Genomic DNA, 17,695 nt, shown 5'->3' with positions numbered 1-17,695 from the left:
TCAGTTTCCCAGTCCGCGCCGGGCCTGCTCCAACCAGGTCTGCTTCGCCGAGATCTCCTCGTCAAGCTTGGCGGCCTTGGCCGGGTCGGCCTTCGCCCGCTTCTTCTGCAGATCAGCGATCGCGGACTCCAACTGATCGACCATCGACTGCGCCCGGGCGGTCAGCTCGGGGTCGGTGCGCTGCCATTGGTTGTCCTCGGCGTCGCGCACGGTCTGCTCGACCTTGCGCATAGCGCGTTCCATCCGCTCGATGTCCTTGCGTGGCACCTTTCCGGCAGCGTCCCACTTCTCCTGAAGATCGCGCAGGGCGGCCTTCTGGCGGCCGAGATCCTTGATCGAGAGCAACGCTTGTGCCTGAGTCAGCAGCTCTTCCTTAACCTTCAAGTTCGACTCGAACTCGACGTTCTCGGCGGCGACGACCTCGTCCTTGGCGTTGAAGAACGCGTCCTGCGCGGCCTTGAACCGGTTCCACAGTGCGTCGTCATCGCTGCGGGAGGCGCGCCCGGCGTCCTTCCACTGCGACATGAGCCGCTTGAAGGCGCCAGCAGTGGGGCCCCACTCGGTCGACGTCGACAGCTTCTCGGCCTCGGCGACCAGTCGAGTCTTCTCGGACTTGGCGCTGGAGTGTTCGTCGTCGAGCTTGGCGAAGTGAGAGCGACGGGTCTTGTCGAAGCCGTTGCGGGCGTGGCTGAAGCGCTGCCACAGGCTGTTCTCGGTCTCCTTGTCCAGACGAGCACCCCCGCGCTGCAACGTCTTCCACTCATCGAGCAGCTCGCGCATCCGAGCGGTCGACTGCTTCCAGTGGACCTTGTTGACGGGCTGGCCGGCGATCTCCTCGGCCTCGGCGACCACTGCCTCGCGCTTCGCCAGCGCCGCGGCCTTGGCTTCGGCGCGCTGCTGGTTCTCAACCTGCGCCTTGGCGGTCAGCGCGGTTTCGATCTGCTCCACGGTCGCATCGAGAGCCGCGAGGTCACCGACCACGTTCGCGCTGTCGACCTGCTCACGCAGACCCTTCAACGCCGTACGCCCGTCGGAGACCGACAGGTCGGTCTGCACCACGCGCTGCAGCAACAAGGTGGCCGAAGCGGCAATCTCGTCGTACTTGCGGGCGAAATAGGCCAGCGCCTCGTCGTGGGTTGCCTCCGGGTAGGAGCCGACCTCCTTCTCACCGTCGGGGGTGCGGACGAAAACGGTGCCGTCTTCCGCGACGCGCCCGAAGGTGGCGGCGTTGCTGCTCGACATGGCCGGCGCAGCGGGAGCCGGGGACCCAGCCATGGCTGCGACCGGCGCGTGCGGCTTCATCGCCGCAGGGGTCGGCACGCCCGGGCGCGGGGTCGGCTTCGGAGTGTCGGTCGACATGGTCAGGCCTTCTTCTCTTGAACGGTGATCTTCAGGATCGAGATCGGCTGGGTGGGCGACTCGCTGCCTGCAGCGACTCCCTTGGCAGCAACGTAGTCAACGACATTCATTCCGCTGACGACCTTGCCGAAGATGGTGTAGCCGCCAGCGGTGTCGGCGGGAATCGGGGTGTTGGCCAGGGTGATGAAGAACTGGCCGCCGTTGGAGTTGCCGTCGTTGGCCTGGCGGGCCATCGCGAGTACTCCGCGGGGGTATTGGTTGTCCTTGGGTGCGTTCTCCAACCCGAAGGTGTAGCCCGGACCGCCGCTGCCTGTGCCGGTCGGGTCGCCACACTGCAGTACGAAGTCGGCCACCAAGCGGTGACACGGGCTGTTGTCGTAATAGCTCGTGGACAACTGGATGAACGAGGCGACGGTCTGCGGTGCCTTCGAGCCGTCGAGTTCCAGCACGATCGCACCGCAGTTGGTCTGCACCGTTGCCAGGTAGGTCTTGCCCTGGCTGGCCGCCTTGTCCGGGAGAGTCAGCGCCTGGTTCTTCGCCTGGGCCTGCGGCGGCTTGGTGCAGGTCACCGCGCCAGCAGCAGCCGAAGACGTTTCCCCCACAGTCACATCCTGGGGGCTGGTGGAGCCGTCGGCGCACGCAGCGAGGGCAGTGGCGGCCAGCAGGCCGGCAGCAATACTGCCGACAACTGAACGGCCGTGGGTGAAAGGCAGGAACACAGGTTCTCTTCCGATGGAATGTGGCGATCGCGCGCCAGTCTAAGCAACGGCATGTGGGGGTCGGCGGGATATACGGTCACAGGGCGGACACAACCCACCCGATAGGCTCGGCCGGGTGCTGACCGTGTACTTCCCCGCTGAGGCGTTCGGGACCAACTGTTACGTGCTTGCCGGTGGCCAAGGGCAAGAGTGTGTGATCGTCGACCCCGGCATCGGGGTCGAGGATCGATTGGGCGAGATCCTCGGCGATTTGCGGCTCAAACCTGCGGCGGTGTTGTTGACCCACGGCCATGTCGACCACGTCTATTCGGTGACTCCGGTCTGTGGCGGTGACGTTGCTGCGTACATCCATTCCGAGGACCGTTACCGGCTGGCCGACCCGATCAAATTGCTCAGCCCGCAGATGGTCGGGATGTTCGAGCAGCAGTTCGGACGCGCCGCCACGTGGAAGGCCCCGGAGAAGGTCGTGGAGCTCAACGATGCTCAGCGCCTCACGATCGCCGGGCTGAACTTCACTGTCACTCATGCCCCCGGGCATACGGAGGGCTCGGTGATGTTCGGGATCGACGAGGTTCCGGACGGTCTGCCGGACACGGTCGAGGTCACCTCGACGGTGCTGTCCGGCGACGTCCTGTTCGCCGGCTCCATCGGACGCACCGACCTCGCCGGCGGGTCAGCGGAGGCGATGCAGCAGTCCCTTAAGAACAAGGTTCTGCCGCTGCCCGACACTGCCCTGGTTCTTCCCGGCCACGGCCCCGGCACCACGATGGCGCAGGAGCGCGCGACCAACCCCTTCTTGCAGAACCTCTGAACCACCAGACACAAGGACTTTCATGGCTTCCAAGGTCACTCCGATCAGTGGCTTCCAGGAATGGTTGCCCCGGGAACGGATCGCAGAACTGTTCGTGCTCGACACCATCCGCGAGGTCTTCGAGCTACACGGCTTCGCCTCGATCAACACCCGATCCGTCGAGCCGGTGGAGCGGCTGTCCGCGCAGGGCGAGGATGCCGACAAGGAGATCTACGCCGTACGCCGGTTGGCGGCGCCCGCTGGCGAGGGCAGCGAGCCGTCGCTCGGCCTGCACTTCGATATGACGGTGCCGTTCGCGCGTTACGTTCTGGAGAACGCCGGCAAGCTCACCTTCCCGTTCCGGCGCTACCAGATCCAGCAGGCGTGGCGCGGCGAGCGCCCGCAGCGCGGCCGCTACCGCGAGTTCATCCAGGCCGACATCGACATCGTCGACGCGAACGAGTTGCCGCCGCACTACGAGGCGGAGTTGCTGTTGGTCATTGCTGACGTGTTCTCGCGGCTACCAGTCGGCGACTACCAAATTCACGTCAACAACCGGAAGATCTGCCAAGGCTTCTACGCCGGGATCGGCATCGACGATGTGATCGGCACCCTGCGGATCGTCGACAAGTTGGACAAAATCGGTGACGACGGGGTGGCCAAGATGTTGCTGGCCGCCGGTTGCACCCGGGAGCAGGTTGACCAATGTCTTGCCTTGGCCCGGATTCACTCCACGGACAGTTCGTTCGTGGATGAGGTGCGGGCGTTGGGTGTGGAGAACGAGTTGCTGGAGGAGGGCCTGGCCCACCTCAAGTCGGTGATCGACACCGCCGCCGAACACGCGCCGGGCGTCGCAGTCGCCGACCTGCGGATCGCCCGCGGCCTCGACTACTACACCGGAACCGTCTACGAGACGATGCTGTCGCGCGACCCGGGCTACGGCTCGATCTGCTCGGGCGGTCGCTACGACGCCTTGGCCTCTGACGGGAAGCGCACCTTCCCCGGCGTCGGCATCTCGATCGGCGTCTCCCGACTGCTCGGTCTGTTGATCGGGGAGGAGGGCTTGACCGCTTCGCGTGACACCCCGGTGGCTGTTCTGGTCGCGGTCAATGACGAGCAGTCGCGTCCGGAATCGATGCGGATTGCAGCTGCCTTGCGCGGCAACGGGATTGCGACCCTGGTCGCTCCGAAGGCCGCCAAGTTCGGTAAGCAGATCCAGTTCGCCGATCGGCGGGGGATTCCCTATGTCTGGTTCCCCGGTGCGGGCGACGAAGCCGACCAGGTCAAGGACATTCGCAGCGGCGACCAGGTTGAGGCGGATCGCAGTTCGTGGCGCCCCGCCGAGGCCGACCTGAAACCGACGTTGGTTCTGCCGGATCAGTCGTGAATCGGGCGCAGCCCCCACGACCGTAGATGCAGCGCGGCCAGGTCGTTGATGACGACTTCGTCGCCCTCGCGCCACTTGGCCGTGGCCTCGGGATCAACCGCGACGACCCGGGCCGGGTCGGCGCTGCCGAGGGCGCGCAGGGCCAGCAGATCACTGCCGCCGGCTGCCCGGAGCCGGGCCGCAGCACCAGCACGGCGCGCGTATCGCAGCCGTACGACGGTCCAGAGCAGCAGCGCGAAGAGCACCGGGGCGAGGGCGGTCAGGAATCCGAGCAGGTCGCCCAACTGATCGATGCCCGTGGACATCTGCCGGCCGGAGGCGGACAAGTCGGTCGCGGATTTTGCGGCATTGGTGAAGGGCTCGCGCAGGGTGCCCCCGACCAGCGGAACCTTCTCCAGGCGGCCCCCGGCGGTGTTCAAGTTGCTGCTGAGGCCCGCCGCGCCGGTCTGCAGCTTGTCCGCGCCGGCGCGGGCGCCGTCAGCCTTGGAGTTCACCCGCATCCCCAGTCGGATCCACCAGATCAGCCAACCGGCCACCACCAGGTCGAAGACGATCTGGCGCGCCAAGCGCGGCCGCAGTTCGGCGTACAGCTTCATCGGGCATCCCCTCCTGGTCAGGAATGTACCGACCCGCGCACCCACCTGGGAGGATGCCGCCATGGCGACCACCGCGATCGAGCGCTCCGTGCGGGGCTGGCTGGACCACCTGCGCGTTGAACGCGGGTTGTCGAGCCACACCCTCGCGGCCTATCGACGCGACCTCGACAAATACGTCGATTTCCTTTCTTCTCAAGAGATTTCAGCGCCCGAGCAGGTTCAGGAGAAACACGTCGCGCAGTTCGTCGCCCATCTGCGCACCGGCGATGCAGACCACCCACCGTTGGCGGCTTCCTCGACCGCGCGCAGTCTCGCGGCGGTCCGCGGCTTCCACAAATTCCTGGCCCTGGAGGGCGACACGATCGCCGATGCTGCGGCGGGCGTCACGCCACCGGCCGCTGGCCGGCGACTACCCAAAGCGATCAGCCAGAGCGAGATCGAACGGCTGCTCAACGCGGCGAGCGTCGGCGACACCCCGGGCTCGTTGCGCGACCGGGCGATCCTCGAGCTGATGTACGGCATCGGGGCCCGCGTCAGTGAGGCCACCGGGCTGGACGTCGACGACGTCGACCTCGCGGCCGACACCGTACGAGTGGTCGGCAAGGGCGACAAGGAACGGATGCTGCCGCTGGGGTCCTATGCGAAGGACGCCGTTCAGGCGTATGTCGTACGAGCCCGGCCTGCCCTCGCGCAGAACGGCAAGGGCACCCCAGCGCTGTTCTTGAACAACCGCGGCGGGCGGCTGTCCCGGCAGTCGGTGTGGACCATCCTCCAGGAGTGTGGGCAGCGCGCCGGACTCCCCGGACACCTCTCGCCGCACACCCTGCGGCACTCCTTCGCCACCCACCTGCTCGACGGCGGCGCCGACGTTCGCGTGGTGCAGGAACTGCTCGGGCATGCATCGGTGACCACGACACAGATTTACACGCTGGTCACGGTGCAACAGCTGCGGGAAGTGTTTGCCACCTCCCACCCGAGGGCGATCTGATCGTGTGCCGTTGCGACGGCGAAATCCCCGCCACCTTCGTTCCGTGACCGATCAGTGGGAACTGCCCGGGCGCAACCGACCCTCGGTCCGCGATAAGGTGGCCGCTGATCGGCGAGAGCCAGAACACCGTCTATCTCCGGGAGAACAGTGAGCCAGCAGGAGACCCTCGGCCCCACGGGCCGACCACTGCCGTCCTTCCCGATGCCCCCGAAGTTGACCGGCCACGGGCCGGCTCGCATCATCGCGATGTGCAACCAGAAGGGCGGCGTCGGCAAAACGACGACCACCATCAACCTTGGCGCTGCGCTGGCCGAATACGGCCGCAAGGTGCTGCTCGTGGACTTCGACCCTCAGGGCGCTTTGTCCGCGGGCCTCGGGGTGCGCAGCAACGAACTCGACGAGACGGTCTACAACCTGCTCATCGAGCGCGGCCACGACATCCGCCAGATCATCCAGCAGACCGCCACCGAGAACCTCGACGTGTTGCCGGCCAACATCGACCTGTCGGCCGCCGAGGTTCAACTCGTCGGCGAAGTCGCTCGCGAAATGGTGCTGGCCCGGGTGCTGCGTCCGGTGCTGGACGACTACGACGTCATCCTGATCGACTGCCAGCCGAGCCTCGGTCTGCTGACCGTCAACGCGCTGACCGCCGCCCACGGCGTTTTGATTCCGTTGGAATGCGAGTTCTTCGCGATGCGCGGCGTGGCCCTGCTGGTCGAGACGATCGACAAGGTCACCGACCGGTTGAACCCGCGGCTTGAGGTCGACGGCATTCTGGCCACGATGTACGACGGTCGCACCCTGCACAGCCGCGACGTCGTGCGTTCGGTAGTGGAGCACTTCGGTGACAAGGTCTTCCACACCACGATCAACCGTACGGTGAAGTTCCCCGACGCCACTTTGGCCGCCGAACCGATCACCACCTACGCCTCGAACCACGGTGCTGCCGAGGCCTACCGACAGTTGGCTCGTGAGCTCATCGCCCGCGGCGACGCAGCCTGAGAGCCCCGCCGACGCGATCGCCCCGTCATCGGACGGGGCGCCGCAGGTTCCCGGCGGCGTCATCACCAAACGCTCGTCGGCAGCCCCGTTCGAGGTGCACCTCGACGTCTTCTCCGGACCGTTCGAACTGCTGCTCGGACTGATCTCCAAGCACAAGCTCGACGTCACCGAGATCGCGCTCTCGAAAGTCACCGACGAGTTCATGGCGCACATTCGGGCGGCCCAAAAGGGCAACACCGAATGGGATCTCGGCCAGGCCTCGGAGTTCCTGCTCATCGCGGCAACCCTGTTGGACCTCAAGGCCGCCCGTCTGCTGCCGCAGAGTGGACCGGAAGACGAGGAGGACCTGGCGCTGATCGAGGCGCGAGACCTGCTGTTTGCCCGGCTCCTGCAGTACCGCGCGTTCAAGGACGTCGCAGCGTTGTTCGAACAACGGATGGCCACGGCGGGCCGGATCACCGCGCGTCAGGCCGGGCTGGAGGATCGGTTCGCCGGCCTGCTGCCGGAGCTGGTCATCAACATCACGCCCGAACAACTGGCGATGATCGCCGCGGCGGCGATGGTTCCCAAACCCGAACCGACCATCGGGCTGACCCACCTGCACCTCGCCACGGTGAGCGTGCGCGAACAGGCCGGGATCGTCGCCGAGAAGTTGCGGTCGGTGCGGGTGGCGAGCTTTCGCGACCTGGTGGCCGACGCCGACACCACCCTGGTCATCGTCGCGCGGTTCCTCGGGGTGCTGGAACTGTTCAAAGAGGCCGCGATCGTCTTCGAACAGAACGAAGCGCTGGGCGATCTCACCGTCCGGTGGGCGACCGATGCCGACGCCCAGGTCGAGGTCAGCGCGGAGTTCGACGAAGAAGACCCCACCCAGAAGGAGGAGCAGCGTGACGAATGACGGAGTGCCACAACAAGATCCGCTGGACGAATCGCTGCCCGCGCCCGAGGTCACGATCGAGCCGGAGAGTTTCGACGTCCAGGATTTCCCCGGTGGTGCGCGCAGCACCATCGAGGCGATCTTGATGGTGGTCGACCAGCCGCTGTCCGAGCTCGACCTGGCGGACGCCCTCGAACTCGAGGTGTCCGAGGTCCACGACCACCTGGTGGCCCTGGAGAGCGACTACGCCGCCGCCCAGCGCGGTTTCAGCCTGCGCGAGATCAACGGTGGCTGGCGCATTTACAGCCGAGCCGACTACGCGTCGGCCGTGGAGAAGTTCCTGATGGGCGGCCAACAAGCCAAACTGACCCAGGCCTCACTGGAAACTCTGGCCGTGATCGCCTACCGTCAGCCGATCTCCCGCGCGCGAGTCAGCGCCGTACGCGGGGTGAACGTCGACGGTGTCGTACGCACCCTGACCACCCGGGGACTCATCGCCGAGATGGGCACCGACGGTGAGGGCGGAGCTCACCTCTACGGCACGACCCCCTATTTCCTGCAGCGCCTCGGCCTGTCGTCGCTCGATGACTTGCCGGCGCTCGCGCCTTACCTGCCCGACACCGATGTGATCGACGAACTGCTCGAACAAGGACACGCATGAACTCCCCGAAGCGCCGCTCGACCGGCAACAAGTCCAACTCCGGAATGCGCCGTAGCGGTCCGCCCGTGCCGCCGAAGCGCGGCCCGGAGGAGCCCGTCGACGTGCACAACCCCGACGGCGTACGCCTGCAGAAGCTGCTCGCCGCTGCCGGCGTGGGCAGCCGCCGGGTCTGCGAAAACCTGATCACCGACGGTCGTGTCTCGGTCGACGGCCACGTCGTCACCGAACTCGGCGTCCGCATCGACCCCGACACACAGACCGTCCACGTCGACGGTGACCGGGTCGTGCTCGACGAGAGCCGCGTCTACCTCGCCTTCAACAAGCCGCTCGGCGTCGTGTCGACGATGAATGACGACCTGGGCCGGGAGAACGTCGGCGACTACGTTGTCATGCGCAAGGAGCGCCTCTTCCACGTCGGGCGACTGGACTCCGACACCGAGGGTCTGCTGCTGCTGACCAACGACGGGGACCTCGCCAACCGGCTCCAGCACCCGCGCTACGGGGTGCCGAAGACCTACGTTGCGGTGGTCCCCGGGCCGCTGCCGCGCGACATCGGCAAGCAGCTGCGCGAGGGTGTCGAGCTCGAAGACGGCTTCGCCAAGGTCGACTCGTTCAAGGTCATCGACAGCCGCCCCGGCTGGGTCATGGTCGAACTGATCCTGCATGAAGGACGCAACCGGATCGTGCGCCGCCTGATGGAAGAGGTCGGTCACCCGGTGGAGTCCTTGGTCCGCACCGACGTCGGTCCGGTCCGCCTCGGTGACCTGCGCCCGGGCAAGATGCGGCCGTTGACCAAGGCGGAGGTCGCCGGCCTCTACAAGTCCGCCGAGCTGTGATGAAACACCCCCATCGGGAGCATGCCGGCTGATGCGTGTTCACATCATCGGCTGCGGGCTGATCGGCACCTCGATCGGTCTCGCGCTGAGCGCGGCGGGCTATGACGTGAGCCTGGAGGACCCCTCGCCGACGGCTGTCGCGATCGCTCGTGACCTGCGCGCGGGACGGATCGCGGCCGACAGCGAATCGGTTGACCTCGTGGTGGTCGCCGCCCCGCCCGATGTCGTCGCGTCGGTCGTGGTCGGGGCGCTCGAGCGCCACCCCGGCGCCGTGGTGACCGACGTTGCCTCGGTCAAGCAGACGGTGCTCGACGACGTCCGTGCTTCCGGCTCAGCCCATCTCGCGCGTTACGTCGGGTCCCACCCGATGGCCGGTCGCGAACGCTCCGGAGCGGTCGCCGCCCGCGGCGATTTGTTCGACGGTCGAACCTGGGTGATCTGCGCCGGTGAGGGCAATGACGCTGCTGACGTGGCCGCCGTACGCCGGATGGCCGAGGCCACCGGTGCCGCCGTGGTGCAGATGCCGGCCGACGAACACGACGATGCGGTCGCCGTGGTCTCCCATGTTCCCCAGATCGCGGCCAGCCTCGTCGCCGCTCGATTGCGCGAACTTCCAACTGCCGCAGTTGGACTCGCCGGTCAAGGGGTGCGCGACGTCACCCGGATCGCGGAGAGCGACCCGCTGCTGTGGACCCAGATCCTTGCCGGCAACGCGGCCGCGATCACCCCGGTGATCGATGCCCTCGCCGACGACGTGTTGCAGGTTCGCGATGCGTTGCGCGCGCTGGCGGCCGGCGACGCCGACGGCGCTCGGCGCGTGTTGGCCCGTACGATCGCCGACGGTCAGATCGGTCACGCGCGCATCCCCGGCAAACACGGCGGGGCGCCGACCGCGTACGCGATCTTGGTCGTGGTGCTGCCCGACGAACCGGGCACCCTCGGCCGGTTGTTCACCGATGTCGGAGCGGCCGGGGTCAACCTGGAAGACATGCGCCTCGAACACGGCGCCGGAGTTCCGGTCGGTCTGGCCGAATTGTCCGTCCTGCCCGCAGCGGCCGAACACCTGCGGGAGGAACTGAGTGCGAAGGGTTGGCGTGTCCATGAATGAGGCGAAGGCAGGTTTCCGGGTGGCAATCGACGGCCCATCCGGAACCGGCAAGTCATCGGTGTCGAAGCTGGTCGCGCAGGAATTCGGCTTCGGTTACGTCGACACCGGGGCGATGTATCGCGCGCTGACCTGGTGGTGCCTCGACCGCGGCATCGATCTGGACAACCAGAGCGCCGTGGAGGCCGAGGCGACCAGTTTCCCGCTCGAGCTGGGCACCGACCCCGCGAACCCGACGGTCAGTGTCGACGGGCGACCGATCGACCGCGAGATCCGCGAGCCGGAACTCACCTCCCAGGTGGCGCGGGTCGCCACGAACCTCGGCGTACGAGCCGTGCTGCAGCAGCGCCAGCGAGACCTGATGCGCGCGCAGGCCGGCGAACACGGGGGAGTGGTGGCCGAGGGCCGCGACATCACCACGGTCGTCGCGCCGGATGCCGAGGTGCGGATCTTGATGACCGCCAGCGAGCAGGCGCGGTTGCGCCGCCGCTCGAGCGAACTGCAATCGAGCGTCGAGGCCACCCGGGCGCAGATCGTCGACCGGGACAAAGCCGACTCGACTGTCTCGCAGTTCACCACGGCCGCCGACGGCGTCACCACCGTCGACACCTCCGACCTGACCTTCGAGCAGTCGGTCGCCGCGGTGCGGGCGATCGTGGCGGCAGGAATGAACCGATGACCGGCGCTGAGCTGGACTTCGATCGTGGCTGGGCCGACCGCGGCCACCGCATCGGAATGCGCGTGGCGCGGATTCTTTACGACGGTCGCGCGCTGCACGCAGATCGAGTGCCGACGACCGGCCCGATCATCATCGTGTCCAACCACACCGGGTTCCTCGACGGGCCGGTTGTGTTCTGCCTCGCACCCCGCACCGTGCACTTCCTGGTGAAGAAGTCCTACTTCAAATCGGCCTGGGGCAAGATTCTGGTCGGCGTCGGCCAGATCCCGATCGAACAGCACACCGGCGACCGGGCCGCGCTTGCCGCCGCGCGTTCGCTGCTGGGTCAAGGTCACGCGCTGGGCATTTTCCCCGAGGGAACTCGCGGTCTCGGCACCGTTGCCAGCGCCCATCAGGGCGCCGCCTGGTTGGCGCTACAGACCGGCGCGACCATCGTTCCGGCCGCGACCCTTGGCACCCGTGGAACCGGCGCCGGCCACGAATCGTGGCCCAAACTGCGCTCGCCCTTGCGGGTCGTCTTCGGGGACCCCTTCGACCTGCCCGCGTACGAAGGGCAGCCCGGCCGCGCGAAGCTTGCCGCGGCCACCGAACTGATCCGCGACCGGTTGGCCCAGCACGTTGCGGCCGCTGTCGAAGAGACCGGGATGACCCTGCCAACGGTGTGATTCGCCGATCTGCGCGGTGCCTGGGACACTGGTGTAATGACTGACAACACCCCGGCGCACGACATCGACAATTCGGTGGAGAGCGCCCTGCGGGTCGGGCTCGAGGATTTTGACCTCAGCGACGAGGACCGCAAGCTGCTCGAGGCCGGCGCTGCCAACGCCGACGTCCAGGACGAGGAGTCCACGCGTCCCGTCGTGGCGATCATCGGCCGCCCCAATGTGGGCAAGTCCACCCTCGTCAACCGCATCATCGGCCGCCGTGAGGCCGTCGTGGAGGACGTTCCCGGCGTGACCCGCGACCGGGTCGCCTACGACGCTGAGTGGAGCGGTCGCCGCTTCACGCTGGTCGACACCGGCGGCTGGGAGATTGACGCGCAGGGCATTCACCTGCGGGTCGCGGAACAGGCCGAGGTCGCGATCGACCTTGCCGACGCGGTGCTGTTCGTGGTCGACGCCACCGTCGGCGCCACCGACGACGACGAGGCCGTCGTGAAGTTGCTGCGCCGCTCGAAGAAGCCGGTCGTGCTGGTGGCCAACAAGGTCGACGACCAGCGCACCGAGGCTGATGCGGCGATGCTGTGGTCGCTCGGTTTGGGGGAGCCCTACCCGGTTTCTGCCCTGCACGGCCGCGGTTCGGGTGACGCGCTCGACGCCCTGCTGGATGTTCTGCCCCGCCTTTCCGGAGTTGCCGGTGCCTACCAGCGCGGTGGTCCGCGCCGAGTCGCCATCGTCGGTCGCCCGAACGTCGGCAAGTCCTCGTTGCTGAACAAGCTCGCCGGTGAAGATCGCGTGGTCGTCGACAATGTCGCCGGAACCACCCGCGACCCGGTCGACGAATTCATTGAATTGGGCGGCCGCACCTGGCGCTTCGTCGACACGGCCGGCATCCGCCGCCGAGTTCACCAGACTCGTGGCGCCGACTTCTACGCCTCGCTGCGCACCCAGACCGCGATCGAGAAGGCTGAGGTCGCCGTGGTGCTGATCGACGCGGAGGAATCGATCGCGGAGCAGGACATTCGGGTCATCCAGCAAGTCATCGACGCCGGTCGCTCGCTCGTTGTGGTTTTCAACAAGTGGGACCTGCTCGATGAGGAACGCCGCTATTACCTGGAGCGTGAGATCGAGCGCGACCTGGTGCAGATGGCATGGGCGCCGCGGGTCAACATCTCCGCGGCCACCGGTCGCAGCGTCGAGAAACTGGTTCCGGCCATCGAAACGGCCTTGGACTCCTGGGACTCCCGCGTCCCGACCGGCCGACTGAACGCTTTCATCGGCGAGATTGTCGCCGGCCACCCCCACCCGGTCCGGGGTGGCAAGCAGCCGCGCATCCTGTTCGCCACCCAAGCCTCGACCCGCCCGCCGCGGTTCGTGCTGTTCGCTTCGGGCTTCATCGAGGCCGGCTACCGCCGCTTCGTTGAGCGCCGGTTGCGCGAGGAGTTCGGTTTCGAGGGAACCCCGATCGAGATTTCCGTCCGCGTGCGTGAGAAGCGCAAGCAGCGCTGACCCGCCGTACGACGAAGGCCCGGATCCTTAACGGATCCGGGCCTTTCGTTGTGTGTGGTGAGCGATGCTCAGATGTGCTTGTCGAGGTTCTGCATGATGATCGACGAAGCCAGCGCGCGGTCCTTGGGCAGCAGGAAGGTGGCGGCGCGGTTGTTGAGTCGCGTGATGACCTGGCTGCGCGACAGGCCCTGCGCTGCGCCGATCTCGGCGACCGACATGTGTTGGCCGTAAGCCTTGCTGATCAGTTGGGCCTTGGTGATGCCCAGGGCGCCGGCCAACTCGCTGGCAATGTCAACGTCCTTGAACTGGCGGATGGTGGCAACGCCGGTGGTGGCGTCGGCCGATGCCACGTTGGCGCCACCGATGCCCAGAGCGATCGCAGCGGCGGTGCCGATGCCGACGAGCTTGCGCGAGATGTGCATGAGGGTCCTCCTGGATCCACGGAAACGTCGAAGCCCATTATGCCGTGGATCACTCTGTGTGTCAGCCAACCCACCACGCAAATTACTCAGGGGTAGCCGAATACATCCGTAGCGACCGACGTGGTTTGCGGACCTATCCGGCGACCGGGACCACTAAGGCGCTGACCTTGTCGCACAACGAGCGTGAGGCCACCTATGGAGCACGACGGCGCGGAGGTCGTGGCTGTGCTGCACGGTCGCGACGGTGGTGGCCTCGGCGGTGTCGCGAAGTTCGCGCTGATCCACACGAAACAGGGTGGGGCGGACAAGTGAAGGCCCACTACATGGCGTTCGACCTGCTGCACCTGGACGGCGAGTCCCTGCTGCACACACCGTACGAGGAGCGCCGCGCCGCGCTGGAAGCACTGCGAGTGGAGGGGCGCCACGTGCACGTGCCGGTGACCTTTGGTCGCGACCGTGAGCTGGCTCTGAACACCAGCAAGGAGATGCAGCTGGAGGGAGTCGTCGCCAAGACGGTCGACGGGATCTACCGCCCGGGTGCCCGAGCCCGCACGTGGATCACGATCAAGAACGTGCGCGCGCAGGAGGTGATCGTGGTCGGCTGGAAGCCGGGCAACGGCGCTCGCAGCGGCCGCATCGGGTCGCTGCTGCTCGCCGTGACCGATGGCGACCGACTCACCTACGTCGGCAAGGTTGGCACCGGTTTCGACGCCCGCACCCTGGCGAACCTGCAGCGCCGGCTCGACCCGCTCGCCCACAGCCGTACGTTCGCGTCGTGGTCAAGCCGTCAACGAGGCGTCAGTGCGCGAGTCGTCGGACGCCGTAGGCCGCGATCCGGGCAATCCCGCCCGACACCCCCCGCGAAGACGCGGTCCAACTCGCGTCGTGCGGCATTCGCTGCATGGGATCGCGTTGGCCGCCAGCCGAATCGGAATCAGCCACCGACCTGGCCATGGCTCGCGGCAGGTCGACCAGGCGCCATCCCGCTGGGAGCAGATCGCCGACGAAGTCGTCGCTCGAACACACCATGTCGTGGGCCAGGCTCTCGACCAGCGCCTCGACCGTCGCACCTGGAGCCTCAATCAGCGCGCCGGCGAGTTCGGCGACGAGGCGCGGCGGCAAGAAAGGGACGAACGCGCGTGGGCGGCGCGACAACCCCGCTGCCTGACCGAACTGCCACAACAACATCCCGTAACCGATCGCGGTCGGTCCGCCGACGTCGTACCAGCGCGCTGGCACTCCAGGATCGAGCGCTCCGACCAGTGCCTCCAGCGCATCGACGACCGCGATCGGCTGCAGCTGGCAGTTCATCCAAGTGGGAAGCGGCTGCGCGGGTAGGCGCTCGCTCAGCTGGCGCATGATCTCCAACGAGGTGGAGCCGCCGCCGATCACCATCGCGGCGCGCAGCGTCACGGCGGAGGGTGCGCGGGCGGTGAGCACCCGCTCGACCTCGAACCGGGAGCGCAGATGCGGCGACAGCTGCGCGGCCGGCAGCTCGGGCACGATCCCGGACAGGTAGACGACTCGCTCGACACCCGCCTTCGTCGCGGCATCCGCGAAGATTTCGGCGCCCTGGCGGTCTAACCGCTCGAAGTCGCGATCGGCGAGCCCGTGGATCAGGTAGTAGGCGGTCGTCACCCCGGCCAGCGCGGCGTCCACGGACGCCGGATCGAAGACGTCCATCTGCACGGTGTCCACCAGTGGGTAGGACCGCCACCACACCGAAGCGGCCCGAGAAGGATCGGTGAACGTCGCGCGTACGCGGTGGCCGTCGGCCAACAGCCGTGGCACCAGCCGACTGCCGACGTAGCCGCCGGCGCCGGTGACCAGGATCAACGGCGCCACCTGGCGGACAGCAGTTCGTGCCAGTCGGCGGCGCGTTCGGTCAGCCGCGGCAGGATGAGCAGCATCCCGCTGGACCAAACCCCGTGAATGATGATTGGCGAGGCGACCCCTCCGGTCACGCGGCGGGACAGGCCGGTCATCGCGCCGAGCAACGCCGAGGCGAACACCAGCATCGGGTTGCCCGTGGCCATCGTCGTCGTTCCGTACACCGCGGTCGTCACCGCCACCTGGTGTGGTTGCGGGGTCGCGGCGTACAGGGCACCTCGGAAGAAGAGTTCCTCAGCGACACCAGTGGCGATGGTCAGTGGAAACACCACCCTCAGGTCGCCGAGTCGCGCATGCCGGACGACGCTCTCGATCTCCTTGCGCAACAGGGGAATCTGCACCACCAGCATGCCTCCCACAGCGAACACGGCAATTGCGGTGGTGCCGATCATCACCGGCCGGACCAGCGGTCGCACCGGTCCGTGGGAGGACGGGGAGCGCCCCACGTACAACGGCCCGGAGGCGAACGCCCCGGCCGTCCAGATGCCAGCGAGCGCGACCGTCCAACGCTGGAATGATCGACTTCCCGGGGGGCGGCCGAGCGCCGTCCGTAGTACGGGTGCACCGACGACGAGCGTGCCGAGACAGACCAGTTGCCGACGACGGAAATCAGCCGGGGTCTGCCAGTGGTCCCGGTCGACCGGACGCATCCAGGGCAACTGCTTAGCGCGTGCAACGGACGCGGACAAGCGCGACGAACGACGCATGGCGGCAAACTCCTCAGGATCGGTGGTTGCTCCTAGTCTGGGACACCCCACGCCACGAAGGATGATCGCCTTGAACTCATTCTCCGCACGCAACGTCTCCCAAGCGACCGTGCCTTACGACGTCGACAGCCTGTGGGAGGTGCTCACTGACGCGAAGACCCTGCAACAGCTGACGCCGTTGGTGCGCAAGATCACCCCAGACGGCAACCGCTGGTTGTGGGAGATGACCTCCGTGCCGGTGCTGAACCAGAAGATCCGCCCGACCTTCACCGTGTTGATGGACTTCCAGCCTCGGGAGAAGATCTCCTACGCCCCCGACCCGGCCGAGACTAAGGAACTCGTCGCGGTCAATGGCATCTATACCCTCACACCCACTAACGACGGCACCGACCTGAGGATCGACATCGACATGATCGCGCGGTTGCCCTTCCCGAAACTGATGGGTCCGGCCGTCCGCACCGCGATGACCGTCGTGATGACCCAGATGGGCAACGGATTCGCGCGCAATCTCGACAACCATCTGCGCTAAGCGACGTCACCGCCGGTGAAGTCTTCCGGCGACGCCCCTGAACCCACCCCCAAACGCAAGAAACCCCGAACCCATGAGGGTTCGGGGCTTCTTGCCGGTGTCCTGAGACATCCCACGGTCGGGCTGACAGGATTTGAACCTGCGACCCCCTGACCCCCAGTCAGGTGCGCTACCAAACTGCGCTACAGCCCGTTGTTCAATCGTGCGCTGCACGTACTTGGTTCAGGGCGTCTGACCGCGTCTGCACAGCGGGTGAACTATACCGCGACACCCTCCTGTGGCCGAATCGAGACTCCGCGACGAGGCGTTGGACGGGCCGTCTCACCGTGTCCGGTAGGCCCACCCGGGCCAGGCGTCAAACCGAGAAAGCCGCGCGATGGACATGCATACTCGGCAAGGACGACTGGGGCGGCACCACGTGGCGCGGCACGGCTACCTACGTCCCTCAGCGGCGTACCTGCGCCTGGCCGGGGTGAGGCCTGCCAGCCGACGTCTCACCGTCACGGCATGAACCTCTCGCGCTACTGCGGTGCACCATGAGCACCGCCCTCGCAGACACCACACTGACCAAGGCCCGCAGGAAGAACACGGCCGAACAACCCTCCGGACATGCGCTCCTGGTCGACGCCCACCCGTTCCCGGTGGTCGAGGACAACGAACTCTCGTGCGCCCAGGTCGACCCGGACCTGTTCCACTCGTCTCAGCGGTCGCGCATCAGCCAGGCCAAGAAGATCTGTCAGGAGTGCCCAGTCCTCGACTCATGTCTTCAGGTTGCGATCGCTCGGGACGAATGGGGCGTGTGGGGCGCAACCACCCGGGCCGAACGTCGGGCGCTGGCACGAGGTGCAGCATGAGTGGCCGGGACCCGAACTACATGTGAACCACCCTGGGTTTGATGGAGGCTCGATCTATTGGATTCCAACCCCGGCGGGGTCAGCTTCTTGGGCAGCATAGAACGCTGCTTCGTACTCGGCTGGCGG

Annotated in this window: 19 protein-coding genes, 1 tRNA gene and 1 pseudogene; 14 read left to right on the top strand and 7 right to left on the bottom strand. The window is 67.0% G+C overall.

Annotated elements, in window-relative coordinates; translation table 11 throughout:
• The gene (locus ACYU98_RS08270) at positions 1-1,359 is read right to left on the bottom strand and encodes a DUF349 domain-containing protein (protein ID WP_460467734.1); all 1,359 of its coding nucleotides are present in this window, start codon (positions 1,357-1,359) and stop codon (positions 1-3) included.
• 2 nt (positions 1,360-1,361) lie between these two features.
• Entirely contained in the window at positions 1,362-2,078 is a 717-nt protein-coding gene (locus tag ACYU98_RS08265) for a peptidylprolyl isomerase (RefSeq protein WP_460467733.1), read from the bottom strand.
• A gap of 115 nt (positions 2,079-2,193) precedes the next feature.
• Here ACYU98_RS08265 and ACYU98_RS08260 point away from each other — a divergent pair, with 115 nt between their 5' ends.
• Both ACYU98_RS08260 and hisS read left to right on the top strand, forming a co-directional pair.
• The gene (locus ACYU98_RS08260) at positions 2,194-2,889 is read left to right on the top strand and encodes an MBL fold metallo-hydrolase (protein ID WP_460467732.1); all 696 of its coding nucleotides are present in this window, start codon (positions 2,194-2,196) and stop codon (positions 2,887-2,889) included.
• A 22-nt stretch (positions 2,890-2,911) separates the two neighbouring features.
• Positions 2,912-4,255, top strand: coding sequence for a histidine--tRNA ligase (gene hisS, locus ACYU98_RS08255; protein ID WP_460467731.1), 1,344 nt, complete (start codon positions 2,912-2,914; stop codon positions 4,253-4,255).
• Here hisS and ACYU98_RS08250 read toward each other — a convergent pair.
• Positions 4,246-4,851, bottom strand: a complete 606-nt coding sequence (locus ACYU98_RS08250; RefSeq protein WP_460467730.1) for a hypothetical protein — start codon at positions 4,849-4,851, stop codon at positions 4,246-4,248. The two genes, hisS and ACYU98_RS08250, sit on opposite strands and share 10 nt — an antisense overlap.
• 61 nt (positions 4,852-4,912) lie before the next feature.
• Here ACYU98_RS08250 and xerD point away from each other — a divergent pair, with 61 nt between their 5' ends.
• The 9 genes from xerD to der all read left to right on the top strand — a co-directional run bounded on the left by xerD (position 4,913) and on the right by der (position 13,167).
• Positions 4,913-5,839, top strand: coding sequence for a site-specific tyrosine recombinase XerD (gene xerD / locus ACYU98_RS08245; protein ID WP_460467729.1), 927 nt, complete (start codon positions 4,913-4,915; stop codon positions 5,837-5,839).
• Positions 5,840-6,040: 201 nt separating this feature from the next.
• Positions 6,041-6,841: a ParA family protein gene (locus ACYU98_RS08240; RefSeq protein ID WP_460468350.1), complete on the top strand. Its 801-nt coding sequence runs from the start codon at positions 6,041-6,043 to the stop codon at positions 6,839-6,841.
• Complete coding sequence (locus tag ACYU98_RS08235) at positions 6,810-7,739, top strand: segregation and condensation protein A (RefSeq protein WP_460467728.1); 930 nt, start codon at positions 6,810-6,812, stop codon at positions 7,737-7,739. Before ACYU98_RS08240 ends, ACYU98_RS08235 begins: the two co-directional genes overlap by 32 nt.
• Positions 7,729-8,379 carry an SMC-Scp complex subunit ScpB gene (gene scpB, locus ACYU98_RS08230; RefSeq protein WP_460467727.1) on the top strand — a complete coding sequence of 217 codons (651 nt, stop codon included), beginning with the start codon at positions 7,729-7,731 and terminating at the stop codon, positions 8,377-8,379. Before ACYU98_RS08235 ends, scpB begins: the two co-directional genes overlap by 11 nt.
• Complete coding sequence (locus tag ACYU98_RS08225) at positions 8,376-9,215, top strand: pseudouridine synthase (protein WP_460467726.1); 840 nt, start codon at positions 8,376-8,378, stop codon at positions 9,213-9,215. The genes scpB and ACYU98_RS08225 overlap by 4 nt, the downstream gene beginning before the upstream one ends.
• Positions 9,216-9,246: 31 nt before the next feature.
• A complete protein-coding gene (locus ACYU98_RS08220; RefSeq protein ID WP_460467725.1) occupies positions 9,247-10,323 on the top strand; it encodes a prephenate dehydrogenase in 1,077 nt (358 codons plus the stop codon).
• Entirely contained in the window at positions 10,316-10,999 is a 684-nt protein-coding gene (gene cmk / locus ACYU98_RS08215) for a (d)CMP kinase (protein ID WP_460467724.1), read from the top strand. The genes ACYU98_RS08220 and cmk overlap by 8 nt, the downstream gene beginning before the upstream one ends.
• Positions 10,996-11,664, top strand: a complete 669-nt coding sequence (locus tag ACYU98_RS08210) for a lysophospholipid acyltransferase family protein (RefSeq protein ID WP_460467723.1) — start codon at positions 10,996-10,998, stop codon at positions 11,662-11,664. Before cmk ends, ACYU98_RS08210 begins: the two co-directional genes overlap by 4 nt.
• Before the next feature lie 36 nt (positions 11,665-11,700).
• Positions 11,701-13,167 (top strand): ribosome biogenesis GTPase Der, encoded by a 1,467-nt coding sequence (gene der, locus ACYU98_RS08205; protein WP_460467722.1) that lies wholly within the window; start codon positions 11,701-11,703, stop codon positions 13,165-13,167.
• Positions 13,168-13,235: 68 nt separating this feature from the next.
• Here the strand turns inward: der and ACYU98_RS08200 are convergent, their stop codons facing one another.
• Positions 13,236-13,589, bottom strand: a complete 354-nt coding sequence (locus ACYU98_RS08200) for a hypothetical protein (RefSeq protein ID WP_460467721.1) — start codon at positions 13,587-13,589, stop codon at positions 13,236-13,238.
• A 323-nt stretch (positions 13,590-13,912) separates the two neighbouring features.
• Here ACYU98_RS08200 and ACYU98_RS08195 point away from each other — a divergent pair.
• Positions 13,913-14,344 (top strand): annotated as a pseudogene (locus ACYU98_RS08195) (ATP-dependent DNA ligase); the annotation flags it as partial.
• Between the two features lie 43 nt (positions 14,345-14,387).
• Here ACYU98_RS08195 and ACYU98_RS08190 read toward each other — a convergent pair.
• Entirely contained in the window at positions 14,388-15,434 is a 1,047-nt protein-coding gene (locus tag ACYU98_RS08190; protein ID WP_460467720.1) for an NAD(P)H-binding protein, read from the bottom strand.
• Entirely contained in the window at positions 15,422-16,186 is a 765-nt protein-coding gene (locus tag ACYU98_RS08185; protein WP_460467719.1) for a lysostaphin resistance A-like protein, read from the bottom strand. Before ACYU98_RS08185 ends, ACYU98_RS08190 begins: the two co-directional genes overlap by 13 nt.
• Before the next feature lie 70 nt (positions 16,187-16,256).
• Here ACYU98_RS08185 and ACYU98_RS08180 point away from each other — a divergent pair, with 70 nt between their 5' ends.
• Positions 16,257-16,715 (top strand): SRPBCC family protein, encoded by a 459-nt coding sequence (locus ACYU98_RS08180; RefSeq protein ID WP_460467718.1) that lies wholly within the window; start codon positions 16,257-16,259, stop codon positions 16,713-16,715.
• Positions 16,716-16,833: 118 nt separating this feature from the next.
• Here ACYU98_RS08180 and ACYU98_RS08175 read toward each other — a convergent pair.
• Positions 16,834-16,907 (bottom strand) — tRNA-Pro (locus tag ACYU98_RS08175).
• A 344-nt stretch (positions 16,908-17,251) separates the two neighbouring features.
• Between ACYU98_RS08175 and ACYU98_RS08170 the strand changes: the two genes are divergently transcribed.
• Complete coding sequence (locus ACYU98_RS08170) at positions 17,252-17,569, top strand: WhiB family transcriptional regulator (RefSeq protein WP_460467717.1); 318 nt, start codon at positions 17,252-17,254, stop codon at positions 17,567-17,569.
• Positions 17,570-17,695: the final 126 nt, after the last annotated feature.

Source organism: Calidifontibacter terrae, assembly GCF_054778835.1.
This window is presented reverse-complemented; position numbering and strand designations above follow the sequence as displayed.

Coding starts and splice junctions, on each gene's coding strand:
- ACYU98_RS08270 (WP_460467734.1), bottom strand. CDS start 1,359: ATGTCGACCGACACTCCGAAGCCGACCCCGCGCCCGGGCGTGCCGACC.
- hisS (WP_460467731.1), top strand. CDS start 2,912: ATGGCTTCCAAGGTCACTCCGATCAGTGGCTTCCAGGAATGGTTGCCC.
- ACYU98_RS08250 (WP_460467730.1), bottom strand. CDS start 4,851: ATGAAGCTGTACGCCGAACTGCGGCCGCGCTTGGCGCGCCAGATCGTC.
- xerD (WP_460467729.1), top strand. CDS start 4,913: ATGGCGACCACCGCGATCGAGCGCTCCGTGCGGGGCTGGCTGGACCAC.
- ACYU98_RS08240 (WP_460468350.1), top strand. CDS start 6,041: ATGCCCCCGAAGTTGACCGGCCACGGGCCGGCTCGCATCATCGCGATG.
- ACYU98_RS08225 (WP_460467726.1), top strand. CDS start 8,376: ATGAACTCCCCGAAGCGCCGCTCGACCGGCAACAAGTCCAACTCCGGA.
- ACYU98_RS08220 (WP_460467725.1), top strand. CDS start 9,247: ATGCGTGTTCACATCATCGGCTGCGGGCTGATCGGCACCTCGATCGGT.
- cmk (WP_460467724.1), top strand. CDS start 10,316: ATGAATGAGGCGAAGGCAGGTTTCCGGGTGGCAATCGACGGCCCATCC.
- ACYU98_RS08210 (WP_460467723.1), top strand. CDS start 10,996: ATGACCGGCGCTGAGCTGGACTTCGATCGTGGCTGGGCCGACCGCGGC.
- der (WP_460467722.1), top strand. CDS start 11,701: ATGACTGACAACACCCCGGCGCACGACATCGACAATTCGGTGGAGAGC.
- ACYU98_RS08200 (WP_460467721.1), bottom strand. CDS start 13,589: ATGCACATCTCGCGCAAGCTCGTCGGCATCGGCACCGCCGCTGCGATC.
- ACYU98_RS08185 (WP_460467719.1), bottom strand. CDS start 16,186: ATGCGTCGTTCGTCGCGCTTGTCCGCGTCCGTTGCACGCGCTAAGCAG.
- ACYU98_RS08170 (WP_460467717.1), top strand. CDS start 17,252: ATGAGCACCGCCCTCGCAGACACCACACTGACCAAGGCCCGCAGGAAG.